The organism is Kutzneria sp. NPDC052558, from assembly GCF_044547355.1.
GTDB lineage: Bacteria > Actinomycetota > Actinomycetes > Mycobacteriales > Pseudonocardiaceae > Kutzneria.
In genome coordinates this window covers 99,114-120,925 of the sequence record NZ_JBIUAG010000007.1, presented here as the reverse complement: position 1 = coordinate 120,925, position 21,812 = coordinate 99,114, and the positions used below count along the sequence as shown (strand labels likewise).

Annotated in this window: 21 protein-coding genes and 1 pseudogene; 11 read left to right on the top strand and 11 right to left on the bottom strand. The window is 70.5% G+C overall.

Annotated features, from left to right (window positions below; all coding sequences use genetic code 11):
• Nucleotides 1-58: 58 nt before the first annotated feature.
• Nucleotides 59-418, bottom strand: coding sequence for a PASTA domain-containing protein (locus tag ACIG5F_RS14850; protein WP_396518221.1), 360 nt, complete (start codon nucleotides 416-418; stop codon nucleotides 59-61).
• A 76-nt stretch (nucleotides 419-494) separates the two neighbouring features.
• Nucleotides 495-1,760: a cytochrome P450 gene (locus ACIG5F_RS14845; protein ID WP_396518220.1), complete on the bottom strand. Its 1,266-nt coding sequence runs from the start codon at nucleotides 1,758-1,760 to the stop codon at nucleotides 495-497.
• Nucleotides 1,761-1,808: 48 nt separating this feature from the next.
• Between ACIG5F_RS14845 and ACIG5F_RS14840 the strand changes: the two genes are divergently transcribed.
• Nucleotides 1,809-2,540, top strand: a complete 732-nt coding sequence (locus tag ACIG5F_RS14840; protein ID WP_396518219.1) for an alpha/beta fold hydrolase — start codon at nucleotides 1,809-1,811, stop codon at nucleotides 2,538-2,540.
• A 9-nt stretch (nucleotides 2,541-2,549) separates the two neighbouring features.
• The gene (locus ACIG5F_RS14835) at nucleotides 2,550-3,371 is read left to right on the top strand and encodes an LLM class flavin-dependent oxidoreductase (protein WP_396518218.1); all 822 of its coding nucleotides are present in this window, start codon (nucleotides 2,550-2,552) and stop codon (nucleotides 3,369-3,371) included.
• An 80-nt stretch (nucleotides 3,372-3,451) separates the two neighbouring features.
• Here the strand turns inward: ACIG5F_RS14835 and ACIG5F_RS14830 are convergent, their stop codons facing one another.
• Nucleotides 3,452-4,444, bottom strand: coding sequence for a hypothetical protein (locus ACIG5F_RS14830; RefSeq protein ID WP_396518217.1), 993 nt, complete (start codon nucleotides 4,442-4,444; stop codon nucleotides 3,452-3,454).
• Between the two features lie 348 nt (nucleotides 4,445-4,792).
• Between ACIG5F_RS14830 and ACIG5F_RS14825 the strand changes: the two genes are divergently transcribed.
• Both ACIG5F_RS14825 and ACIG5F_RS14820 read left to right on the top strand, forming a co-directional pair.
• The gene (locus ACIG5F_RS14825) at nucleotides 4,793-6,421 is read left to right on the top strand and encodes an ABC-F family ATP-binding cassette domain-containing protein (RefSeq protein WP_396518216.1); all 1,629 of its coding nucleotides are present in this window, start codon (nucleotides 4,793-4,795) and stop codon (nucleotides 6,419-6,421) included.
• A 200-nt stretch (nucleotides 6,422-6,621) separates the two neighbouring features.
• Nucleotides 6,622-6,831 (top strand): helix-turn-helix domain-containing protein, encoded by a 210-nt coding sequence (locus tag ACIG5F_RS14820; protein ID WP_025357225.1) that lies wholly within the window; start codon nucleotides 6,622-6,624, stop codon nucleotides 6,829-6,831.
• A gap of 57 nt (nucleotides 6,832-6,888) precedes the next feature.
• On the opposite strand, the gene ACIG5F_RS14815 is transcribed toward ACIG5F_RS14820, so the two are convergent.
• The 5 genes from ACIG5F_RS14815 to ACIG5F_RS14795 form a co-directional block, all read right to left on the bottom strand.
• On the bottom strand, nucleotides 6,889-8,469 hold the full coding sequence (locus tag ACIG5F_RS14815) for a penicillin-binding transpeptidase domain-containing protein (protein WP_396518215.1): 1,581 nt from the start codon (nucleotides 8,467-8,469) through the stop codon (nucleotides 6,889-6,891).
• A 102-nt stretch (nucleotides 8,470-8,571) separates the two neighbouring features.
• Nucleotides 8,572-9,294 (bottom strand): sugar isomerase domain-containing protein, encoded by a 723-nt coding sequence (locus ACIG5F_RS14810; protein WP_396518214.1) that lies wholly within the window; start codon nucleotides 9,292-9,294, stop codon nucleotides 8,572-8,574.
• A gap of 140 nt (nucleotides 9,295-9,434) precedes the next feature.
• Nucleotides 9,435-9,767, bottom strand: coding sequence for an ArsR/SmtB family transcription factor (locus ACIG5F_RS14805; protein ID WP_396518468.1), 333 nt, complete (start codon nucleotides 9,765-9,767; stop codon nucleotides 9,435-9,437).
• Nucleotides 9,768-9,799: 32 nt separating this feature from the next.
• Nucleotides 9,800-10,816 carry a WD40/YVTN/BNR-like repeat-containing protein gene (locus tag ACIG5F_RS14800; protein ID WP_396518213.1) on the bottom strand — a complete coding sequence of 339 codons (1,017 nt, stop codon included), beginning with the start codon at nucleotides 10,814-10,816 and terminating at the stop codon, nucleotides 9,800-9,802.
• A complete protein-coding gene (locus ACIG5F_RS14795; RefSeq protein ID WP_396518212.1) occupies nucleotides 10,813-11,385 on the bottom strand; it encodes an NTP transferase domain-containing protein in 573 nt (190 codons plus the stop codon). The genes ACIG5F_RS14800 and ACIG5F_RS14795 overlap by 4 nt, the downstream gene beginning before the upstream one ends.
• Nucleotides 11,386-11,521: 136 nt before the next feature.
• Between ACIG5F_RS14795 and ACIG5F_RS14790 the strand changes: the two genes are divergently transcribed.
• Nucleotides 11,522-12,772 carry an MFS transporter gene (locus tag ACIG5F_RS14790; RefSeq protein ID WP_396518467.1) on the top strand — a complete coding sequence of 417 codons (1,251 nt, stop codon included), beginning with the start codon at nucleotides 11,522-11,524 and terminating at the stop codon, nucleotides 12,770-12,772.
• Nucleotides 12,773-13,090: 318 nt separating this feature from the next.
• On the top strand, nucleotides 13,091-15,205 hold the full coding sequence (locus ACIG5F_RS14785) for a tetratricopeptide repeat protein (protein ID WP_396518211.1): 2,115 nt from the start codon (nucleotides 13,091-13,093) through the stop codon (nucleotides 15,203-15,205).
• On the opposite strand, the gene ACIG5F_RS14780 is transcribed toward ACIG5F_RS14785, so the two are convergent.
• Both ACIG5F_RS14780 and ACIG5F_RS14775 read right to left on the bottom strand, forming a co-directional pair.
• Nucleotides 15,159-16,805, bottom strand: coding sequence for a hypothetical protein (locus ACIG5F_RS14780; RefSeq protein ID WP_396518210.1), 1,647 nt, complete (start codon nucleotides 16,803-16,805; stop codon nucleotides 15,159-15,161). The two genes, ACIG5F_RS14785 and ACIG5F_RS14780, sit on opposite strands and share 47 nt — an antisense overlap.
• A 175-nt stretch (nucleotides 16,806-16,980) precedes the next feature.
• Nucleotides 16,981-18,249: a glycoside hydrolase family 105 protein gene (locus tag ACIG5F_RS14775; RefSeq protein WP_396518209.1), complete on the bottom strand. Its 1,269-nt coding sequence runs from the start codon at nucleotides 18,247-18,249 to the stop codon at nucleotides 16,981-16,983.
• A gap of 186 nt (nucleotides 18,250-18,435) precedes the next feature.
• Between ACIG5F_RS14775 and ACIG5F_RS14770 the strand changes: the two genes are divergently transcribed.
• Both ACIG5F_RS14770 and ACIG5F_RS14765 read left to right on the top strand, forming a co-directional pair.
• Complete coding sequence (locus tag ACIG5F_RS14770; protein ID WP_396518208.1) at nucleotides 18,436-19,497, top strand: chitosanase; 1,062 nt, start codon at nucleotides 18,436-18,438, stop codon at nucleotides 19,495-19,497.
• Between the two features lie 10 nt (nucleotides 19,498-19,507).
• Nucleotides 19,508-20,323 (top strand): DUF3626 domain-containing protein, encoded by an 816-nt coding sequence (locus ACIG5F_RS14765; protein WP_396518207.1) that lies wholly within the window; start codon nucleotides 19,508-19,510, stop codon nucleotides 20,321-20,323.
• Nucleotides 20,324-20,343: 20 nt separating this feature from the next.
• Here the strand turns inward: ACIG5F_RS14765 and ACIG5F_RS14760 are convergent, their stop codons facing one another.
• Nucleotides 20,344-20,853, bottom strand: a complete 510-nt coding sequence (locus ACIG5F_RS14760) for a CGNR zinc finger domain-containing protein (protein WP_396518206.1) — start codon at nucleotides 20,851-20,853, stop codon at nucleotides 20,344-20,346.
• A gap of 25 nt (nucleotides 20,854-20,878) precedes the next feature.
• Here ACIG5F_RS14760 and ACIG5F_RS14755 point away from each other — a divergent pair, with 25 nt between their 5' ends.
• The 3 genes and pseudogenes from ACIG5F_RS14755 to ACIG5F_RS14745 all read left to right on the top strand — a co-directional run bounded on the left by ACIG5F_RS14755 (nucleotide 20,879) and on the right by ACIG5F_RS14745 (nucleotide 21,808).
• Nucleotides 20,879-21,040 carry a hypothetical protein gene (locus tag ACIG5F_RS14755; RefSeq protein WP_396518205.1) on the top strand — a complete coding sequence of 54 codons (162 nt, stop codon included), beginning with the start codon at nucleotides 20,879-20,881 and terminating at the stop codon, nucleotides 21,038-21,040.
• Nucleotides 21,041-21,146: 106 nt separating this feature from the next.
• A pseudogene (locus tag ACIG5F_RS14750) lies at nucleotides 21,147-21,583 on the top strand (beta-galactosidase); the annotation flags it as partial.
• 9 nt (nucleotides 21,584-21,592) lie between these two features.
• Nucleotides 21,593-21,808 carry a hypothetical protein gene (locus ACIG5F_RS14745; protein ID WP_396518466.1) on the top strand — a complete coding sequence of 72 codons (216 nt, stop codon included), beginning with the start codon at nucleotides 21,593-21,595 and terminating at the stop codon, nucleotides 21,806-21,808.
• The last annotated feature ends 4 nt before the right edge of the window (nucleotides 21,809-21,812 follow it).

Below are 21,812 nucleotides of genomic sequence, written 5' to 3'. Positions count from 1 at the left end.
CCGGCGCCCTACCCGCCGATCGGCGATTTCCTCATGGTCGCCGGCGAGGCGCCCGCGCTCAGGGACATTTCTCCGTCGTCTTGACCACCCCGAAGTCGATCTTCACCCCGACCTGGATCTGCTGACCGGCGGCGATGTTCTGGTCGCACACCTTCCAGTTCCGGTCCAGGATCTGGTGCCGCCCCTGCCCGCTGACGTCGTGCGAGCTGGTGAAGAACACGACGTTGCCGGTGAGCTTCTGGATGGCGTCCTGCGCGTCCTGCAGGCCCGAGCCGACCAGGTTGGGCATGGTCCAGTGCTCCACCGGCCGCGCGGTGGTGACGGTGGTGGCGCCGGGCGTGGGTGTGGAGCCGACCTGGCTCGGCGCGCAGCTGGTGGCGACCGCGGCTAACGCCACGCCCACAGCGAGCTTCAACACAACAACCTCCCCAGTCAGGCCTGTCCCTCGATCGTGGCGGTGATCGGCGGTGAGCGGAACACACGATCGGGTGAGATCACCACGTCACCGGCAGGCTCTTGACGCCGTTCTGGAAGTTGGACCGCAGCCGCACCGGGTCCCCGGCCGGCCGCACCTCGCCCAGCCGGTCCAGCACCGCCGTGAACACCGCGGTCATCTGGGCCCGGGCCAGCTGCGCGCCGAGGCAGAAGTGCGGGCCGTGCCCGAAGGTCAGGTGGTCGTTGGGGGTGCGGCCGACGTCGAACCGGTGCGGGTCGGCGAACACCCGCTCGTCCCGGTTGGCCGAGGCGAACCACACCACCACCTTGTCCCCGGCGCGAATGTCCACACCGGACAGTGTGGTGTCGGCGGTCGCGGTGCGGCGGAAGTGCATCACCGGCGTCCACCACCGCAGCATCTCGTCGACGGCCGTCGGCAGCAGCGACCGGTCGGCCAGCAGCCGACGGTACTGCGCCGGATGGCTCATCAGGGCGACCAGCCCGCCGGGGATGCCGTTGCGCAGCGTCTCGTTGCCGGCCACCGCGAACAGCCAGAACAGGTTCTCGAACTCCTCGATCGACACCCGCCCGCCGTCGTCGTCGACGTGCCGCATCAGGTCGCTCATCACGTCCTCGCCGGGATGGGCCCGCTTGTGCTCGCCCAACGCCGTCGCGTACGCGTAGAGGTCGGGCATGCCGGCCCGGGTGCGGGGATCGGGCATCTCGCCGTTGGGCCCCGGCTTCGGCCGCACGGCCATCGCCGCCCGGGCCATGTCGGTCACGCCCTCGGCGTCCACGGTGTCGATCACGGCGTACTCGGGGTCCTGGAAGCCGATCACCCGGCTGCTCCAGTCGAACATCAGGCGCCGGTCCTGCTCCGGCACGCCGAACACCTCGGCCAGGGTCAGCAGCGGCAGATCGGCCAACTGCTTGGCCAGATCAGCCTCACCCCGATCCTGCACGGCGGCCACCAGACCGTCGGCCCACACGGTGATCCGATCCACCAACCGGGTGACAGCTCGCGGCGTGAACGCTCGTGCCAGCAGGCCGCGCAGCCGGGGATGGTCGGGCGGATCCATGTTGAGCATCATCCGCCGCACATAACGCAGATCCGCCGGCGTGGCCGGGTCCCGGATCTGCGTGCCGCCCAGATTCGACGAGTACAGCTGGGGGTTGCGCAGCACCTGCCGCACCTCGGCATGCCGCATGACCGCCCAGAAATCGTCCACCCGGACCACGGCCGCGTCGCGGCGCAACCCGTCGAGAACCTCGTGCGGCACGGCCCGGACATAGGTCTCGGGATCGGTGATCACGGTGGCGTCCACGGCCACGACGCTAGCCCGTCGGGGCCGTGGTGGGGAAAGATCCGGCCGGTGGACACGCTGAAGGTGCGAACAGGCGGAGCCGGCGGACCGACCGTGCTGCTGCTGCACGGGCTGGGTGCGACCGGCGCGGTGTGGGACGGCTTCACCGAGCGGCTGGACCGCCGCTGGATCGCCCCCGACCTGCCCGGTCACGGGCGTTCGGGCCGGCTGCGGCGGTACTCCTTCGGCGCCATGGCCGGCGCGGTGGCCGAGCACCTGCCGGCCGGCGAGCCGGTCACGGTGATCGGCCACTCCCTCGGCGGCGTGCTGGCGATCGCCCTGGCCAGCGGCTGGTTCGGGGTCGAGGTGCGACGCGCGGTCGCCGTCGGCGTGAAGGTGGAGTGGACCGACGACGAGCTCGCCGGGGCGGCGGCGATGGCCCAGCGGCCGGTGAAGGTGTTCGGCAGCAAGGAAGAGGCGGCCCAGCGGTACCTGAAGGTGTCCGGCCTCGGCGGCCTGATGCCGGCCGATCCCGACGGCCTGGCCACCACCGGCGACGGCTGGCGGCTGGCCCTGGACCCGTCGACCTTCGCCGTGGGCCGGCCCGACATGCGGGGCCTGCTGGCCGCGGCCAAGTGCCCGGTGCTGATGGTGACCGGCGAGAACGACCCGATGAGCTCGCCCGAGCAGGTCCGCGCCCTGGCCGAGCACGTCGAGGTGCTGCCCGGGCTCGGCCACAACCTGCACGTGGAGGATCCGGGCACGCTCACGGAGGTGATCACCCGCACCGGCGGCTGGTAGGAAGGGCCTATGACCGCTCTCGGCACCGTCTTCCGGCCCCAGTTCGCGCCCGAGCTCCTGCGGCCGATGGCCGACGCCGCCGAGGCCACCGGCCTCGAACTGCTGTGGGTGTGGGAGGACTGCTTCTCCGAGAGCGGCATCGCCACCGCGGCCGCCGCCCTGGCGTGGACCTCGACCGTGCGGGTCGGCATCGGGCTGCTGCCGGTGCCGCTGCGCAACGTGGCGCTGACCGGCATGGAGCTGGCCACGCTGCACCGGCTGTTCCCCGACCGGGTGATCGTCGGCGTCGGTCACGGCGTGCAGGGCTGGATGGGCCAGGCCGGCGCCCGCGTCTCCTCGCCGCTCACCTTGCTGCGGGAGCACCTCGACGCGCTGCGGGCGCTGCTGCGCGGCGAGGAGGTCAGCGTCGACGGCACGTACGTGAAGCTGGACCGCGTGCGCCTCGACTGGCCGCCCACGCGGCCGGTCAAGATCTACGCCGGCGGCATCGGGCCCAAGACCCTGCGGCTGACCGCCGAGGCCGCCGACGGCACGCTGACCGTCGCCGACGTGTCGGCCGACGGCATCCGCCAGATCCGCGAGCTCGTCGGCCCCGACCAGGAGATCATCGCCGCCCTCTACGCCGCCACCGGCCCCGGCGCCGAGGAGCGCCTACGCCGCGAGAGCCCCGAGGTCGGCGTGGCCGGCGACGCCGAGGCGATCGCCGCCGGCGTCCGTGAGCTCGTCGCCGCCGGCGCGAACACGGTGATCGTCCAGCCCACCGGCGACGAGCCCGACCCCGTCGCCTTCGTCCACCTCGTCGCCACCCAAATCCGCCCCCTCATCCCCTGACCCCCGCCTTTGACGCTTGGAAGGGGGCTTTCCTCCACTCCGAGTGGAGGAAAGCCCCCTTCCAAGCAAGAAAGGGGTGGCTAGAAGCCGGCGGAGCTGTAGGCGGCGTAGGGGACGGGTGGGGCCTGGTCGACGTCGGCGCACTTCTGGGCGCGGGTCAGGGGCCACTGGGTGAGGTACTGGACGGTGCGGCCGGTGTCGGCGATGGCCCGGCGGATGTTGTCGGCGGCGGTGGCGTCGTCGAAGTAGGTCTCGCCGATGATCCACGGCTGGTGGTAGCCCAGGGAGGTCATCTTCTGGTCGGCGTCGACGAACTGCTGGTACTCGTCGCCGTTCCAGCTGTCGCCGTAGAGGTGCAGCTCGAACACGCTCGGCGGGGTGGCGCCGTAGACGGCGGACATCTGGGTGACCCGGTCGGCGATCCACACCGTCATGGAGAAGCCGACGGTGTCGGCGCTGCCGAAGGCGGCGGTGTAGTCGGCCCACAGCCGCTGGGTGTAGGCCCGCAGCGCCGGCTGGTCCGACATCGGCATGCCCTCGTTGAGCAGGTCGATGCGGTACGGGATGCCGGCGGCGGCGATCAGCGGGTGCAGCCGGGAGATCACGCCCCAGTCCTCCCGGTAGGCCGTCTCGTTCATCGACGACCAGCCGTGCGGGTCGTCGACCCCCAGCGGCATGAAGACGACGTCGATCTCCTGGAAGCCGGCGGCCTTGACCGCGGCGAGCAGGTCGACCAGCTGCTGGCGATCGACAGGGGAGAGGTCGCCGGAGCTGGAGTCCATGACGGTGCCCGAGTCGGGGGCGTGCTGGTGGAAGATCCCGATCCGCAGCCGGCGCTGGCCGGCGTCGTGCATCTGGCCGAGCTGGGCGGTGATGGTGTCGCGGCCGCGGTTGAAGCTGTCAATCACCCCGTACGGCTCGCGGTCGCAGCCGCCGGTCAGGTCGTAGAAGTCGTAGTTGGAGCCGCCGGCGGACAGCGGTCCGGCGGGTGCGCCCGTGGCGGTGGGCGGCACGACGGTCAGCAACAGCAGGGAGGCGGCCGCCACGGGCAGCCACTTGTGCTTACGGCGCAAGGAATTTCCCCTCACCGGTCGGATTCCGGGTGCGCGGCGGCACACAGGGAAAGCGCTTACCCCGGAAAGAGATCAATGCGGCGGAAGATCACGAACAGTTGTTGATCTAGCAAACGGTTTACGCCGACGGAGTGTAGGCATGACCCGATCGGGCTAGTCAATACATTCACATTTGACGGCTCGTGACTGTGTGTCGGGTCACAACTGGGGGGTGGGGCGAAATTGGTTCGCGTCAGCACGTAAACTTGGTGCGTGATCAAGTTGATCTGCTAGGCGGCCGCCGGGCCCGCCGGCCGTGGCCGGTGGGCGGACGAGTCCTGCCCCAGCCGATCCTCCCCGGAGTCTGTCTTGATCACCGTCACCGACCTTGAACTGCGCGCGGGTTCGCGCATCCTGCTCTCCGACGCCACGCTGCGCGTGCAGCCGGGCGACCGCATCGGCCTGGTCGGCCGCAACGGCGCCGGCAAGACCACCTCGCTGCGGGTGCTGGCCGGCGAGGGCCAGCCGTACGCCGGCGAGGTCCGCCGCAGCGGCGAACTCGGTTACCTGCCACAGGATCCCCGTGAGGGCGACCTGTCGGTCACGGCCAAGGACCGGGTGCTGTCGGCTCGTGGTCTGGATCAGCTGCTGCGCGAGATGGAGAAGGCGCAGACGGCCATGGCCGAGCTGGTCGACCAGAACGAGCTGGACACCGCGGTCCGCAAGTACGGCCGGCTGGAGGAGCGCTTCGGCGCGCTCGGCGGCTACGCGGCCGAGAGCGAGGCGGCCCGCATCTGCGCCAACCTGGCCCTGGCCGACCGTGTGCTGGCCCAGCCGCTGCGCACGCTGTCCGGCGGCCAGCGCCGCCGGGTCGAGCTGGCCCGGATCCTGTTCGGCGCCTCGGAGTCCGGCGTCGGCGGCAAGGCCGGCACCACGCTGCTGCTGGACGAGCCGACCAACCACCTCGACGCCGACTCCATCTCCTGGCTGCGCTCGTTCCTCAAGCAGCACACCGGCGGCCTGGTCGTGATCAGCCACGACGTCGAGCTGCTGGCCGACGTGGTGAACAAGGTCTGGTTCCTCGACGCCACCCGCGGCGAGGTCGACATCTACAACATGGGCTGGTCCAAGTACCTGGAGGCCAGGGCCGCCGACGAGAAGCGCCGCCGCCGCGAGCGGGCCAACGCCGAGAAGAAGGCGTCCGCGCTGATGGCCCAGGCCGACAAGATGCGGGCCAAGGCGACCAAGGCGGTGGCCGCGCAGAACATGGCCAAGCGGGCCGAGAAGCTGCTGTCCGGCCTGGAGGAGCAGCGCACCGCCGACAAGGTGGCCAAGATCCGCTTCCCGCAGCCGGCCCCGTGCGGCAAGACGCCGCTGATGGCCGAGGGGCTGAGCAAGTCCTACGGCTCGCTGGAGATCTTCACCGGCGTCGACCTGGCCATCGACCGCGGCAGCAAGGTCGTGGTGCTCGGCCTCAACGGCGCCGGCAAGACCACGCTGCTGCGGCTGCTGGGCGGCATGGAGAAGGCGGACGCCGGCGAACTCGTGCCCGGGCACGGCCTGCGCATCGGCTACTACGCCCAGGAGCACGAGACCCTCGACCACGACGCCTCGGTGTGGGCCAACATCCGGCACGCCGCGCCGGACACCCAGGAGCAGCAGCTGCGCTCGCTGCTGGGCACGTTCCTGTTCAGCGGCGAGCAGTTGGACCAGCCGGCCGGCACGCTGTCCGGCGGCGAGAAGACGCGGCTCGCCCTGGCGGGCCTGGTCTCCAGCGCGGCCAACGTGCTTCTGTTGGATGAGCCAACCAACAACTTGGACCCGGCCAGTCGGGAGCAGGTGCTGGACGCGCTGCGCCGCTTCGAGGGCGCGGTCGTGCTCGTCACCCACGACCCGGGGGCCGTTCAGGCGCTGGAACCCGAGCGGGTGATCCTCCTGCCCGACGGCACCGAGGACCACTGGTCGGATGACTACCTTGAGCTCATCGAGTTGGCGTGATCCGCTGGTCGAGGCGCTGATCTGCCACAATGGTCACAGTGATCACTTCACTCACACCGGTGATCAGCCAGAGGTAACTCAACGATCACCGAGAGATGATTTTGCTTGATCGCCTGGCGTTCGGGCCCGTCGTGTTCGATCATTGCGACGACAGGGGCCGCACGCGGCCCGACCTGCACTCCCACGGAAGGCGGGACAAGGTGGCTGACCTGAAGAAGGGCGCCCGGATCACGGGGCCCACGCGGGACAAGCTGGCCGCTGACCTGAAGAAGAAGTACGAGAAGGGCGCCAGCATCCGCGCGCTCGCGGAGTCCACGGGGCGTTCGTACGGCTTCGTGCACCGGGTGTTGTCCGAGTCCGGCGTGCAGCTTCGGGGCCGCGGCGGTGCCACGAGGACCAAGAAGAAGTAGGGCTGGGCGGCACCCGGACGACCCGAATCCCTTAGGCCGTCCGGGTGATCATCGGGATCAGCCGATCGCGCGCAGGAACGTGCCGGCCACGTCGACCGCGGGACCGGACGAGTTCGCGTGCGGCAGCAGCACCGCGAAGGCCACGTCGTTGCGATAGCCGACGAACCAGCCGTGCGCGGCGCCGTTGTCGACCTCGGCCGTGCCGGTCTTGCCGTAGGTGTTGGGCAGCGAGGCCAGCGAGCGGGCGGTGCCGGAGGTGCAGACCTCGCGCATCATGTCGCGAACCTGCGCGAGCACGCCCGCCGACGCAGGCGCGATCCTGCCGTCGGCAGTGGTCTGCTGGCCCCGGATCAACACCGGCGTCGGCACCTGTCCGTTGTGGACGGTGGCGGCGACCACCGCCATGCCGAACGGGCTGACCAGATCGGTGCCCTGGCCGAAGCCGTCGACCGCCCGCTCCACCTGGTCGGTGGCGGCGTCCACGCGCCCGGTGTTGGTCGTGATGCCCGGGATGTCGAAGTCCACCCCCAGGCCCAGTTGCCTGGCCGCGGTGGGCAGGTCGTTCGCGCCCAGGTTCGCCGCGATCTGGGCGAACGTCGTGTTGCACGAGGCGGCGAAAGCCGAGTGCAGCGCGGTGTTGTGGTCCGGGGCGGCGCCGAGCTGGAGCGTGCCCTCGTTGGGGATCGTGCGCGGTCCGATGTGGATGGTGTTCGGGCAGGACACCGTGGACTTCTCGGACAGCCCGTTCTCCAGGCCGGCCGTGGCCGTCACGATCTTGAAGGTGGAGCCGGGCGGGAAGGTGCCGGTGACCGGGCTCTGGCCGCTGTTGTCGAACGGCGTATTTGTCGCGATGGCAAGGATTTCGCCGGTGGAGGCCTGCATCGCCACCAGTGCGGCCGCGCCGCCGGTGACGCCGTCGACCGCCTTCTGGGCCGCGTCCTGGACGCCGGCGTCGATGGTCAGCGCGTAGGCCGCCTTCTTGGCGCCCTCGGCGTTCTCCAGCGTCTTCACGTCCTTGCCGGCCGCGTCGACGATGGTGATCGCCTGCCCGTCCACCGCCTGTAGATCACCGCCGATCGCTTGCTGCACACCGGCTTTCACCGCCTTCGGCACCGAGTCCAGCGTCATCGCCTTGCCGCCGCGGTCGGTCAGCGTGGAGCCGCCGGGCGTGGTGTGGAAGGCCAGCGACTGGCCCGGGGCCAGGTCCGGCTCGATCACCGCGTCCGACCAGTGCACGAGCCACTTTCCGTTGCTCTGCACCATTGTCAGCTGCACCTGGTAGACGAGGTCGACCCTGCTGGCCCGCCAGTCCACCGAGGCGGTCACGCCGTCGGCGGTCATGCTGGCGCTCAGTCGAGCACCGCTCATGTTCTTGTAGACGGCGGTGAGCGCGGTCGTCGCCGCGGTCGGGTTGTCGGTCAGCGCCGCGGCGGCCGAGGCGTTCATCGAGCTGAAGGACTGCACGTAGTCGCGGGCGACATCGTTGGCCGACAACGGTTGCGGCTGCGTGGCCGGCGAGCTGTTGACATAGGTCGACGGCGGTCCGGGCGCGAACAGCAGATACCCGGCGACGGAGATGACAGCCACCACCGCCGTGCCGCCCGTGCCCAGAATCCACCATCTGGTCTTCGACTGCATGAAGTTGAGTCCCCCCTCGGCGCGTCACGTGCTCGCTCGGACGCTAGCCCCTCCGTGACTTCCTTTCCTGGGTATTACTACTCACGACCGGTGTCGGTTCCGTCACGCCAGCACGTCGATGCGGGGGGTGTACTTGGCCAGCAGCGCCTTGTTGGCCGCGTCGCCGCCCGCCACGTTGGCGCTGCGCCACAACGGCAGGTCCACGCCGGCGGTCCTGGCCCGGTCCAGCAGCCGCACCAGCAGCAGGTTCCACAGGAAGGCGTTGGCCAGCGAGGAACTCGGGGCGGTGACCGGGGACGCCTGGGGGTAGGCCGAGTCGCCCGGAATGACCTGGTTGTCGAGCACGAAGGTGGCCTCCTCGGCCAGCGTGCTGCCGGCCCGCTTGGGCGCGACCGAGCTCGTGGCCACCGAGGTGAAGGCCACCACCGGGATGCCGGCCGCCCGGCCCTGCCGGGCCAGCTCCACCGGGTACGGGTTGACGCCCGAGGTGGAGAAGATCACCAGCACGTCGTGCTCGCCCAGCTCGACGCCGTCCAGCACCTCGGCCGCCAGGCCGGACCGGCGCTCCGCCGTCGTGCTGGACACCGCGCCGTGCATGGGCAGCAGCGAGGGATGGTAGAGCGGGCGCACGCAGGCCAGGCCGCCCGCGCGGTAGAAGGTCTCCGCGACCGCCGCCAGCGAGTGGCCGGCGCCGGCGGTGAGCACCACGCCGTCCTGGGTGATGCCGGCCAGCAGCGCGTCCGCCACCTTGTCCAGGGTGTCGGCGTTGTGCTGCTCGATCCGGGCCAGCTCGTCGCGCAGGCTCGACCCGTAGTCCTCGGTCATGCTTCTCCCCTGTGCTTGTGCCGCCCGTGCCGGGCGGGGTGAGGTCGCTCCTGAGCCGGTCTCTTCGCCTTGTCCGGGAAAATCGCTGGAAAGATGCGCTTTTCCCGGACCGCGGCTCCAGAGACCGGCGCGACCTCACGCTAATGGTCCATACCACTCTGCCCCTCGCCGGCCATCCGGTCCAGGTGTTGTTCCAGCGCGTCGAGGCGGTCCGACCACAGCTCCCGGTAGGGCGCGAGCCAGTCGTCCAGCTCGCGCAGCGGTTCCAGGCGCAGCCGGTAGCAGCGGCGCTGCGCGTCCACCCGCACCGTCACCAGGCCGGCCTCGCGCAGCACCCGCAGGTGCTTGGACACCGCCGGCTGGCTCAGCTCCAGCTGGTCGACCAGTTGGCCGACCGAGCGCTCCTCGGCCCGCAGCAGGTCGAGGATCCGGCGTCGGCTCGGCTCGGCGAGCACTTCGAAGGTCGTGGCCACCCGCTTGGAGTACGTCACCGGCTATATGCTTGTCAAGGCATGAGAGTGGCGATCCGGCCCTTCTCACCCGCGGCCCAGCAGACGTCGGGGCAGTCCACGGTGTCGAAGCTCCCGCTGTCGAAGGTCCGCCAGTGCTGGCCGCCGTCCAGACTCACGTCGCTGCCGGTCGGACCGACCGCGATCACCGCCGATCCCAGCCAGGCCACTCCCGACCGATAGCCGCCCACCGTCGCCGCCGAGGCCGACCAGGTCCGGCCGCCGTCCCGAGAAGTGGCCGCCGCCCCCGCGTTCGGCGGCTTGTAGTCCCCGCCCACCGCGACCCCGTGGTCACGGTCGCGGAAGGCCACGGCGAACACGCCCGAGGAGCCGTTGCTGGGCAGGGGAGTGGCCGTCGCGTGCCAGGTGCGGCCGCCGTCAGTCGAGTGGTAAACCCGCGAGTCCGCCCCGCCGCCGCTGCCGATCCAGGCGTCCCGGCCCCGCACGGCCAGGCATTCCCCGCTGGCCGCGAACGCCGCCTCACCCTCCTGCGCCGGCGGCATGCCGTCGCTGGGCAGGATCCGCCAGCTGCGGCCGCCGTCGTCGGTGGCGAGGATCTCGAACCGGCCGTTCTGCGGGTCGCCGAGGATCAGGCCGTGCCGGTCGTCGAAGAACGCCATGCAGTCGTAGAAGCCGGTCGGCAAGGTGTTGGCCTGCGTCAGCCGCCACGACCGGCCGCCGTCGTCGGTGCGGTAGACCCGGGAGCTGTCGCCCTCCCCGGCCGCCATCGCGACCGCGTGCGACGCGTCGAAGGCCTCGATGTCCCGGAAATCCAGCGTCGACGTGTTCGGCGGCCCCACCTGTGCCCACGTTCGGCCGCCGTCCGTGGTCCGCAGCACCGTCCCGCCGCTCCCGCTGGCCCACGCCACCAACGGGCTCACCGCCGACAGCCCCCGCAGCCGAGCGTCGCTGCCGGTCGGGTGCAGCCGCCACCCCAACCCCGGTCTCGCATCGGCCGGGGCCGCCATGGCCACCGCCAGCAGCGCGGCTGCGATTACCGTCGTCCACCTCATGGAAGATCCTCCGGCCGGTCCACGTCCTGCCCGTCCGCCACATCCTCACAGGCGATCTCGGTGACGTCATGCCGCCGGAGGTAGGCCCGCGCGCCTTGATCGCCCCGCGCGACCTCCTTCACGCCCTGCCAGTGCTCCCGTCCGATGAGAACGGGGTGCCCGCGCCGGCCGTGATAGGTCGCCGCCGCGAGGACGTCCGCGTCAGCGTGGGCGATCACCCGCCCGATGGCTTCGGCCGTGACCCCCGGCAGGTCGACCGTCATCACCGCCACCGCGAGTTCCTCTCGCCGGGTTTCCTCTTGCAGGGCCTCGATTCCCCGGCGCAGGGAGGAGCCCATCCCGGTCGGCCAGTCGGGGTTGTCCACCACCTCGGCGTCGCCGAGGTCGGCCGCTCGGACCTGGTCTGCCGCCGCGCCGGCGACCACGATGATCCGGGCGCAGCCGGCCGCGCGCAGGCGATCGACGGTCGACTCCACGAACAGCCGGCCGTGGTGCGGCACCAGGGCCTTCGGCATCCCGTACCGCCGTCCCTCGCCGGCGGCGAGCACCAGCCCGGTCACCCTCGTCACGAGTAAGACCCTAATGCGTTACAGCCTCTTACACCGTGAGCGGGCAACCCTGACGTCGGACTGCTTGATCGGCCGGCGGGCGGCTGGCTTTACTGGATGGGTGAATTCGTCGCCGCGCCGGGTGGTCCTGGCGAGCATGATCGGCACCACCGCGGAAATGTACGACTTTTTCGTCTATGCCTCCGCGGCGGGCCTGGTGTTCGGCCGCCAGTTCTTTCCGGCACTGGACGCCACGGCCGGATTGCTGGCCTCGTTCGCCACGCTCGGGGTGAGCTTTGTCGCCCGTCCGTTGGGTGCGCTGCTCGCGGGTTATGTGGGCGACCGGTTCGGGCGGAAATCGGTTCTGGTCGCGTCCATCGTGTTGATGGGTGTGGCCACGATCGGTGTCGGGCTGCTGCCCGGATACGACACGATCGGTGTGGCGGCCCCGGTGTTGCTGGTGGTGCTGCGTCTTGTGCAGGGCATCTCGACCGGTGGCGAGTGGCCGAGCGCGGCGCTGATTCTGATCGAGCACGCGCCGCCCGGGCGGCGAGGATTTCTGGGGGCGTTCCCGCAGGTCGGCGTGCCGGCCGGGTTGCTGCTGGCCAATCTGGCGTTCATCGCGGTGTCGGCGACGACCAGCCCGGCGGCCTTTCAGGCCTGGGGATGGCGGATCCCGTTCCTGTTGTCGGCCGTGCTGGTGGGGATCGGGTTGTTCGTGCGGAGCCGGGTGTCGGAAAGCCCGGTGTTCGAGGAACTGCGGGAGCGTGGCCGCCAGGTCCGGGCGCCGCTGGCCGTGGTGTTCCGCCGGCACACCCGGGCGGTGCTGACCGCGATCGGGTTGTTCATCGCCAACAGCGCGGTCGGATATGTGCTGATCACGTTCATGAATTCCTACGGCACGACAACGCTGGGCTTGTCCCGTTCCTTGATGCTCACGATGGGCATGATCGGGGCGGCGGCCTGGGGAGGATTCACCATTCTCGCCGGGCGGTGGTGCGATTCCCATGGCCGCAGGCGGATCTATCTGGTCGGCACGATCGCCCTCGCGGCGTGGGCGTTTCCGTTTTTCCTCCTACTCGACACGCGCTCGGTGCCGCTGATCGGGTTGGCCGTGGTGGGCCTCGCCTTCGGTCTCGGGCTGACCTCCGCGCCCCAGGCGGCGGCGTTCGCCGAGCTCTTCCCGGCCGGCGTCCGGTCCACCGGCGTCACCTTCGCCCATGCCTTCGGCTCGGTGCTGGGCGGCGGCTTCGCCCCGTTCCTGGCCACGTGGCTGGTGGACAGCACCGGCACCTCGATGGCCGTCGCCGCCTACCTGGTGGTGACCTGCCTGATCACCCTGGCCGCGGCCGCCGCGCTCCGGGAGCCGTCCGACTTGGCACGCAACACGTATCACCATGTCGCATGAACGCGCCTCGGCCGTAAATAAGTTGCCGGCTGTGGAGGACGAGGAGCGGGCGGAGATCGCCACGGGCCATCGCCCGGCTGGGCCGGCGGCCGCGTGCGGAGCGGTCGCCGGACTCGCTGAGCCTGAACAAGCTCGGTGTGCTCAGCCACCTGCACCGCGTCGGCCCGAGCACGCCCGGGGAGATCACCGCGGCCGAGCGGCGCCGGCCTCAACTCGTGGTTGTCCGCGGATCGGGTGGAGCTGCCGGACCGACGGTCGGGGGCCGGCCGATCCAGTACCGTGATCAGCGCGGTACGTCGCGATCGGAACGGGGTGCGGGTGGACGGCGACAGGGTGGATGGCGACCGGGTGCGCAACGACTTCCGGGGCATCGCCGACACTCTGGTGCAGGCAGATCGGGTGCGCGACATCTACTTCGAAGCGACGGAGCCCGGCCTGCCGAAGGTCGTGCCGGCGCTGGTGCCCGCGCCGCCGGCTCCCTTCACCAACCGGTTCGGGGAACTGGCCCGGGTGCGCGCGTTGCTCGACGGTCCGCGCGACGGCCGCACCCGGCCGGTCGTGGTGGTGGTCCGGGGCACGCCCGGCGTCGGCAAGTCGGCGCTGCTGCGGCAGGTGGCGACGGTGCTCCGGAAGGACTTCCCGGACGGCGCGCTGCACGTGTCGTACGGCGTCGGGGACGCGTCGCCGGCCCAGGCGGCCAGCCGGTTCCTGGTCGCGCTGGGTGTGCCGGAGAAGGCGGTGCCGGTGGCCTACGAGCACCGGGCCGACCTGTTCCGGTCGCTGACCGCCGACGGCCGCATCATCGCCGTCTTCGACGACGTCACCGAGGCCGCGCAGGTCACGCCGTTGCTGCCGAACTCGCCGAACAGCCTGGTGCTGGTGGCCGGGGCGCGGGCCGACGCGCTGGAGGAGCTGTACGTGGACGGGGCCGTCGACGTGCGGCTGGAGCCGTTGACGACCGAGCACGCGATCGAGCTGCTGGAGGCGGTGTTCTCGGACGGGCGCGTCGCCGCCGATCCGGTGGCCGCCGCCGAGCTGGTCGAGGTGTGCGGCCACCTGCCGCTCGCGCTGCGGGTGGCCGCGTCTTGGCTGGCCCGGCGACCGCAGTGGGGCGTGCGCCGACTGGTCGAGCATCTGTCCGAAGTGGACTATGACCCGAACTCGGTCGGCCGGTCGGCCCGGGACAAGGTCTACTCGGTGTTCGACCTGGCCTACGAGGCCCTGCCGGCGTCGACCCGGTCGTTGTACCGGCTGCTCGGGGTCACCGTCGGCGTGCACTTCGGGCCGGCGGTGCTGGCCGCGATGTCCGGGCGGCCGCTGGCCGGGATTCGCGCCGACCTGGACACGCTGACGCAGGCCGACCTGGTCGAGGACCTCGGCGGCGACGTGTTCCGCCTGCACCGGCTGGTCCGGGTGCACGCGCTGCGCCGGGCCGCCGCCGAGGACTCGGACGCCGACCGGGTGCTGGCGCTGCGCCGGGCGGCCGACTGGTGGCTGGACGCGGCGTCGGTCGCCGACATGGTGGCGACCGGCCCGGGTCGGTTGCGGGCGTGGCCGCCGTCCGACCAGGTGATCGCCACGGCGGCGACGCTGCCGAAGACGGCCGGGGTGGCCTGGCTGAACCAGGAGCTGCCCAACCTGCTGGCCGTCATGCGGGCCGCCGCCAAGCAGGGCTGGCACGACGTGGTGTGGCGGACGTTCGAGGCGATGTGGCCGCTGCTGGACGCCCGGCATCCGCACGACGCGTGGCTGGAAGCCGGCCAGCTGGCGGTGACTTCGGCGCAGTTGAGCGGAAACAAGCTCGGCGAGGTGCGCTGCCGGTGCCAGCTGGCCAAGGGCTACCAGGAGCGCGGCTGGTACGACCGGGCGCACGCCGAGCTGGATCGCGCGCCGGCGCTGGCCCCGGGCGGCGACGAGGGTCGGTTCCTGGCGTCCACTTTGGACTTTCGGGGCAATGTGCTGCTGCGGCAGGGCAGGGCCGGCGAGGCGCTGGACTGCTTCCGGACCGCGCTGGAGATCAACGAGCGGCTCGGGCCGGTCCGCGCGGTGGCGCTGATGAGCCTGCTGGTCGGCCGGGCGCTGACCGCGCTGGGCCGGTACGACGAGGCGATGGCGGCGTTCGAGCGGTCACGGGTGATGATCGAGGGCTCCGACTTCGAGTCGCTGCTGCCCAAGCTGCTGGTGAGCCGGGCGAAGGCGTTGTCGGCCAAGGGCGACGACGTCGAGGCCGAGCGGACCCTGCTGCTGGCGGTCGACCGCGCCGGGCCGACCGTGCCCGCGGCCGACGCCCTGGCCGAGCTGAGCGCGTTGGCCGAGCGTCGAGGCGACCGCGACGCCGTCCGGGACTATCTCGATCAGGCCGTTGAGCTGTACAAGAGCATGGGGATCACCCCTCGGGCGGCCGAGGTGCTGGCGGCGCGACCGACAAAGTGAGCGTGCCGGAGTTCGCGCCCACGTCGATTTCCCAACGCTGGTCGGCGTTTTCGCGCCGGTTGCGCACGTCCCACCAGTACACCGCCGAACCGGCCACCGAGGTCGGGACCGAGCCGGTGATCTCGACGCGGGTCCCGTCGCGCAACATCGCCACCGACCCGCAGATGGCCACCCTCGCGCCCGGCCAGTGGATCAGCAGTTCCCCGGGTTCCTCCGGTTCCTCCGACCACACCACTGCCACACGTTGGTACGTACCCGGCACCGAGGTGTCGGCGCGGGCCACCCGGTGGCGACCGGTCGACCTGTCCTCGGCCTCAGGCCGGTCCTCGTTCTCGGCCTTGAGATGCTCGACCACCGGGTATCGCAGCATCACCAGCCTTGTCCCGTCGGCCCGGACCTCGACGTCGAACGCGTCCGGTTCGGACAGTCGCACCACCGGGGGCGGAGCCGGCTCGATGACGATGGGTCGCCGCGGCTTCAACCCGAGAACGGTGTAGATCCGTTGCCGTAGCAGGGTTATCGCCTGCCCTGGCCGGGAGAAGATCGTCTCCGCGATGTCGCCGGCGATGTCGCCCCGGGCCATGGCGTCGTCGAGTTGCGGGTGCAGAGGACTCGCGACGTCGAGTCGGGGCAGCCGTTCGAGCAGGCGGGCCATGGGGGAGCCGGGCACGACCTCGGGCCCGCCGTCGGCGGCCAGCAGCACCGGCCGTCCCGCGCCGACCGCATAGCTGGAAAGCGAGCCATGGTCGGATATGACGACATCGGCTGCCACGATCGCCGCGTGCCACCCCTGCTCGGACGGCACGACGGCCACACCGGACCGGGTGGCTTCCTTCAGCCAGGCGTCGACCTGTAGATCCCCGTGATAGTTCCGGATGTTGGGATGTAGTACGAGGACTACTCGGTTATGGTCGGCCGGCAGCTGCGCGGCGACCCATGCCGGCAGGTCGGTGTCGCCGGCGAGCAGGGAGTTTCTGCCCCAGGTCGAACACAGCAGGACCAGCCGCCGTCCCTCCGCGCCGAGCGCCGCCCGATACCGTGAGCGGCTGGCCATGCTGGCCCGGATCCGGTCCATGCTCGGGTCGCCGGCCACCAACACCCTCGGCACGAGCTCCGGGGCGACGGCCCGAACCGTGTCGATCTGGTTCTCGTGGCTGACGACCAGCGTGTCCAGGACAATTTTTCCTTTGTGCACCAGGCTTTCTGGATTCAGTCCGGAGATCACTCCCGGCTGGTCGAGCGAAAGCCGGTTCAGGCCGGCGCCGTGCGGCATCCCGATGAGCGGCACGCGGATCTCGTGCAGGTCCCCGTTGTCGCTGGCCGTGAGGGCCAGGTCGTACTCGCCCTTGAGGGCTGTCGCCCAGTCCTCGACCACCGCACCGCAGCCGACCAGGTAGTCGACAAGCGGGCCGGAGAACGCTGAGCCGTCGTCCACGGTGAAGGTGAAGGCGACGCGATAGTCCTGGGCGAGGATCGGCACGATGTCCATGAGCCGGCTGACACTGGCCGGGTTGCGGACCAACACCAGCACGTGCTTGTCCGCCTTGACCGTGCTCCAATCCGGCGTGGCCCGCCCTCGTCCCCGCTCGGCGCCCGTCACGTGATCAGTGTACGAACGGCCGCCGGGCCCGGTAATCGCGGTGCGCTCCGGACCCGGGGTGAGCAGACCCGCGATCCGGCGGCTGCCTCATCGGGCGGCGGAGGCGGTGGGCGTTTCCGTTGCCCTGCGGTGATTCCTCGTGGCGGGTAGGCGGCCCGCCACGAGGAATCCCGGGCTAGAGGCCGGTGCCGCGCAACTGTTCGTTCATGATCAGGAACGCGCCGAGGCCGTGCGGATCGTTGGTGGCCCGGGGGCGGGCCAGGTAGAAGGCGGTGTCGCCGACATTGGTGCCGATGCAGATGTCGGCGATGGTGGTCAGGCCGTCGCTGCCGACCGAGACCTGGGCCAGCACGCCGCGGTAGCCGCGCTCGGCCACCGACTGGTAGCTGTGGTCGAGGTAGCCCTTCTGCACGGCCTTGGACAGCGTGTAGGTGAACATCGCCGAGCACGAGGTCTCGGTCCAGTTGCCGGCCAGGGTCGGCTTCTCCGGCACCTGGAACCAGCGGCCGGTCTTGGGATCCTGGTACTTGCGGATGGCCTTGGCCAGGTTCCGCACATTGGTCACGATCTTGGCCCGGTTGGGGTCGGAGCGCGGCGTGTAGTCGAGCACGTCCACGCTGGCCATGGCGTACCAGCCGATGGAGCGGCACCAGAACTCGGGGGAGTGGTGCGTGGTCGGGTCGGCCCAGGTCTGCGTGCCGGACTCGTCGTAGGCGTGCCAGAAGAAGCCGGACGGGTCGGACAGGTGGCTGCCGTAGGTGACCAGCTGCTGGGCGGCTTCCTTGTCGGCGTAGGCAGAATCGTTGAAGGCGGCGCCGTAGCGCTCCAGGAACGGCAGCACCATGTAGGTGCCGTCCAGCCACAGCTGGTGCTGGCGGCTGGTCGCGTGCCAGAAGCCGCCGTCGCTGGTGCGGGGATAGGTGGTGAGGCGGGTGCGGATCTGCGCGGCCGCCTTCTGGTACCGGGGGTCTTTGGTCTCCTGGTACAGCAGCACCAGCAGGTTGCCCGACTGCATGGAGTCCAGGCTGTTGAAGCTGTTGCTCACCTTGCCGTTGGCGTCGACGAAGCGGTCCACCCAGGCCTTGATGTAGTCCAGGTAGGCCTGGTCGTGGGTGCGCTTGTAGACCAGGTACTGGCCGTAGAGGTACAGCCCGGTCTGGTAGCCCCAGCTGCCGAGGGTGGCCGGCGTGAAGCGCTTCATGGTCGAGTCGACGACGGCCCGGGACCAGTCGGTCACCGGCTCGGGGTGGGCGTCGGCGTTGGCCGTGACCGGCAGGATCGGGGCGAGGCAGGCGACCAGAACGATCCCGATCCGTCTGATCCAGCCGCTCCGCGTGCGCGGGCTGGGCATCGTGCTCCTCTCGATGGAGCCCGCGGCGGAAGGCTCGTGGTTCGGCTCCTGAACTCGTACCCCGGTCACGCCGGCAACGTCAAGGCTGGACATCGGATCTATAGTCGTAGTATTCGTACAGAATACGTTTACATCTGCTCAATCATCCGAGGTGTTGGCGTTAGGGCGTTCGGGCCAGTCCGATCGGGCGGGCAAGGCTCCGATCGGTTGAACCGCACGCGGCCTACCTGCGTAAATCCGGAAGTGTGCGCAGTACGTTCGAGCACGGGACAAACACGAGTGGAGTCGAGGCCCGGCCGGACCGGCGAGCCCCGGTCGAAGGGATTCTGGGATCGTGAGGTGGGCGGCCTGCCGCTGCGGGTCGCCCTCCCGGTGGTGCTCGCGCTGGTGACCAGCGTCGGCATCGCCGTCACCACCCTGTGGAGCGGCGCCCCGCAGCCCACGGCGTCGGCCCCGGCCGGTCCGACCGGGCCGTCGCTGGTTCCCTTGCCACCGCCCGTTTCCCCGCCGGTCACCACCACCGCGACGTCGGCCGCGCCCACCACCACTGCGAGCACCGCACCGCCGTCCACCACCGTGAGTCCCAAGCCGCCCGCCGGGCCGTCCCTGCCGGCCCGGGTCGTGACGATGCTGGACGACATCACCGCCGTGTTCGAGCAGGGCAAGACCACCCCGCAGTACGCCACCGTCGTCGACGACCACGACGGCTGCGGATTCAAGGCCGGCTGGGCCAGTTTCTGCACCGCCCGCGGCGATGTGTTCACCGTCGTCAGCCAGTACACCGACGCCGTGCCCGACAATCCGCTGCGCCGGTTCCTGCCGACGTTGCAGAAACTCGGCGAGTCCCACAGCGACGACACCGGCGCCCTCGGCGACGCCTTTGTCAACGACTGGCGCACCGCCGCCGGCGACAAGCGGTTCGACGACATCCAGCTCCGCGTCGGCCACGAGCTGTTCCTCACGCCCGCGCTGGCCATCGCCAACCAGCTCAACATCCGCAGCGCCCTCGGCGCCGAGGACCTGTTCGACACCGCCCTGATGATGGGCCCCAGCAGCAGCGACTGCGACGGCCTGCCCAAGCTGATCACCGAGACCATCATCGAGGCCTCCGGCACCCCCGTCTCCGGCGTCACCGAGCAGGCATTCCTGACCTCCTTCAACCAGGTTCGCGTCAAGCACATGCGCAACCCGTGCACCCCCGGCCGCCAGAAGGTGTGGTCCGCCGCCGTCGACCGCGTGCAGGCCCTGCAACAGCTGGCCGACAAGAACTGCTGGAACCTCTCCCCACCCCTGACCATCGGCGCCGATTTCAACCTGACGATCCGCACCCCCAGCGAATAGCCTTGCCGCCATGCATGTGGCGATCGCGCATGTGGCGTCGTTGGCGACGGGCAAGCCGGCGGATCCGTCGTTGCGGGTGACGTTGCACTTTCATCCCGACCGGCTCGTGGGCGGCGTGCCCATCCTGGAGTGCATGGCCCGGGACGGCGTGTACCGCTCGCAGTTCGAAACCGGCGTGAGCAATGGGGGTCTGACCGCGCATCCCGGCGGGGACCGTTGGCGGTGGGAGAGCCGGCTCTTCGCCGGGGCCTACGACGAAGCGCCGGCGGCCGTACGGCCGAAGTACGGATCGCTCAACTTCCGCCGCCGTCGGTTCGGCGGCTCCCCGCGGTTCGGCTCGGCTCACCTGCGTCTGGCCGGCCATACCTTGGGGCGTAGCACCTTCTGCTATCCGGACAGCGTGTTCGAACCCCGGCATTTCGGTGTGGCGTCGAGGATGTCGGAGCTGGTCGCGTTGGCCGAGGCCGACGACAAGGACCTGCTCGACGACTACATCGAGGCTCATGTGCATGGGGTGGTGGACCTCGGGCGTGATGTCGAGGCGTTGGTGCTCGATCCTTGCTATCGGGCGACTTCGGTGGAGAGCGCGGCCAGGCGGTTGGGGTGTCCGGTCGAGTGGCACGGTGGGTTCGCGCTGGCTGTCGCCGAGCTTTGCCGGCACCCCTCGTATCGTGGGGCCGAGTTCGTGCGCCTTGGCGTTTCCCTTGCGCGTGAAGGCGTCGTCGATCCCCTTGTGCTTGGCGACGCGTCTCGTAGCGGTCTTCATGACGAGCAGGCCCTGAAGCGGGTTTGGCACTATGTGGCCAGGTTCGGCGCTCAGGCGTGAACCAAAGCCGATACGGGACCTCACCCGGCCTGTCGCTGCCGATGGTCGGCCACATACACCCGGGTGGCGCAGCGCGTGGAGCAGAACCGCCGCCGGCCGTTGCGTGAGGTGTCGACGAACACGACGGCGCAGCCTGGCCGATCGCAGACGCCGGCTCGGCCGGAGTCCTCGCAGACCGCATGGGCCAGCCCGCCGGCGGTATAGGCCCGAACACGGTCCACAACGGACCCATCGGCCACGTGGTAGTGCAGGTGCGGTGGACGGCCGTCGTGTCGCGAGATGTAGGGGGCGCTGGCGGAATCGGCCAACAGGCGGTTGAGCAGATCGATCCGAACGTCCACATCGGACTCGGCGAACACCGACCGAAGGCGCTCGCGCCAGGCCATGATCGCCAAGGCCTCGTCCGGGGACATGCTGACGACGGCCATGCCATGGTCGCGCAGCGTCGCCAACACGGCGTCCGGTTCGGAGAGGTTCACCAGGGCGGCCGCCACCTGGGCCCCGGAGCCGCCGTAAGGGTTGAAGTGCACTGAAGCATTACAGCACGCTGGGCTCATGACCGACGAGACCTGTCCCCGCTGCTCATGGCCGGTGGCCGAGCTGCCGCCGGAGGCTCGCCACCCGGGCCGCCGGGGCGTCGAGTACCTGCGCTGCCTTTGCGGCAGCTGGCTGGCCCGGGTCGACGGAGTCATCGTCGGCGCGACCGGGGCCGGCTGACCTCGGCTGCGCGAAACTGCGCGGTTTACCTACTTTCGACGCATGGACACGCAGCCGTGACCACCCGTAGCGTCCGTTCGCGGCGACTACCCGGTGGGAGGCACCGATGGAGATGGGGCGGCGGCGGTTCCTCGCGATCAGCGGCCTGGCACCCCTGGCTGGGGCGATGCCGACCCGGGCCAGCCCGAGCGGCCACAGCTTCGGCTTCGCCGCCGACGGCAGCGGCTTCCTGCTCGACGGCCAACCGTTCCAGATCCGCGGCGGCGAGATGCACCCGGCGCGCATCCCGGTCGAGCACTGGCGGCACCGCATCGCCATGGCCAGGGCGATGGGCCTGAACACGATCTCGATCTACGTCATGTGGAACTACGTCGAGACCCGGCCGGCGTGTTCGACTGGCGCACCGAACGCCGCGACGTCGAGGCGTTCGTCCGGCTCTGCCAGGCCGAGGGCATGTGGGTGCTGCTGCGCCCCGGCCCGTACGTCTGCGGCGAATGGGATCTCGGCGGCATTCCGCCGTACCTGTTGGCCACCAAGGACATCCGCCTGCGCGTGCACGACGACCCCCGCTACCTGGCCCTGTCCGGCTGGACCAAGGGCGTGGTCTGGGTGAACGGCCACAACCTGGGCCGCTACTGGGAAATCGGCCCGCAGCACCGCCTGTACTGCCCGGTGTCGTGGCTTCGGCCCGGCGCCAACGAGATCGTCGTGTTCGACCTGCACCAGACGGTCCCGCAACCGATCAGCTTTGCCCGCACACTGAGCTGAAAGG